Raw genomic sequence first — 1,316 nt, 5'->3', positions numbered from 1 at the left:
GATGCTAGTCTAAAAAGTGGACACAGCGAATCGAGAATGTAAGAATATAGTCGATTCGAGGTGTCGACTCCCATGGCGCAGCACTATGACAAGGACTTTAAAACTCACGTAGTGAGAATGGTTTTGGAAGAGGGCAAGTCTGCGACACAGGTTGCTCGGGAGTTGGATATTCCGGTTAAGACGGTCTACGGGTGGATTGCAAAGTATAAGGAAAACCCGGAGCACCCATTCGTGGGCAGTGGGCATCTGCGGCCGGAGGACCAGAGGATTCGTGACATGGAACGAGAGCTCCGTGAGCTTCGTGAAGAGAATGCCATTTTAAAAAAAGTCATTCGGTACTTTGCGAACGACCGGAGGTAAAGTACCGGTTTATCCATGAACACCGGTTTGAATTTCGAGTGCAGAAGATGTGTGACGTGCTTGGCGTGTCACGGAGTGGCTACTATACGTGGCTAAGGCGTCCTGTCAGTGGCCGCGCAAAGCGGCGGCGGCAGTTAACACGCCGGATTTACCAGATCTTTGTTCGAACCAGGCGGCTATATGGGAGCCCGAAGATCACACAGCTTCTTCGCCGTGAAGGGGTGCGAGTCGGACAGAAGACAGTGGCTCGTATCATGCGGGAGCATGGGCTGAGAAGTCGCGTTGTGCGCAAATACAAGGCTACGACGGACTCCAACCACGCTTATCCAGTACATGACAATCGGCTGAACCAATCTTTTGAAGCCGAACGACCCAACCAGATTTGGATGGCTGACATCACGTACGTTCCCACAGAGGAGGGATGGCTGTACGTTGCAAGCATCATGGACCTGTTTACACGCAAAATTGTCGGCTGGCACGCGGATTCGAGAATGACGAAAGCGCTGGTCATTAAGGCACTCGAGCAGGCCGTTTGTCGCGAGAGACCGAAGGGCCCGGTGCTCCATCATTCTGACCGAGGTAGCCAATACGCATCGCATGATTATCAGCAAAAACTTCGGGAATACGAAATGATCCCGAGCATGAGCCGGAGGGGAAACTGCTACGACAATGCGTGCATGGAGTCATTTCACAGCGTGTTAAAGCGCGAGTTGGTGTATCAAGAGAAGTTTAAGACGCGTGATGAAGCGAAGCGACGCATATGGGAATATATTGAAGTCTGGTACAACCGCCAGCGGATTCACTCGTCGCTGGGATATATGACGCCTATGGAATTTGAGAAAGCCTACAACCAGAAGAGGGTATCTCTTGCTGGTTGAAACCGACCCGGTACATTACAGAACATTCAGTTCCCTGCATTCTCGATTTTCTGCGTCCTTTCTATTGACATAGCACCA

Annotated in this window: 1 protein-coding gene; it reads left to right on the top strand. The window is 51.2% G+C overall.

Annotated features, from left to right (window positions below; genetic code table 11):
- Positions 1 to 72: 72 nt before the first annotated feature.
- A protein-coding gene (locus ASH01S_RS17560) for an IS3 family transposase (protein WP_217996363.1) occupies positions 73 to 1,238 on the top strand; the annotation gives its coding sequence in 2 pieces (ribosomal slippage) (positions 73 to 319 and positions 319 to 1,238; 1,167 coding nt in all).
- Positions 1,239 to 1,316: the final 78 nt, after the last annotated feature.

Origin of the sequence: Alicyclobacillus shizuokensis NBRC 103103, from assembly GCF_001552255.1 — a bacterium.
Lineage (GTDB): Bacteria > Bacillota > Bacilli > Alicyclobacillales > Alicyclobacillaceae > Alicyclobacillus_G > Alicyclobacillus_G shizuokensis.
The sequence above is the reverse complement of the archived record's forward strand: the minus strand, read 5'-3'. Positions and strand labels throughout refer to the sequence as shown.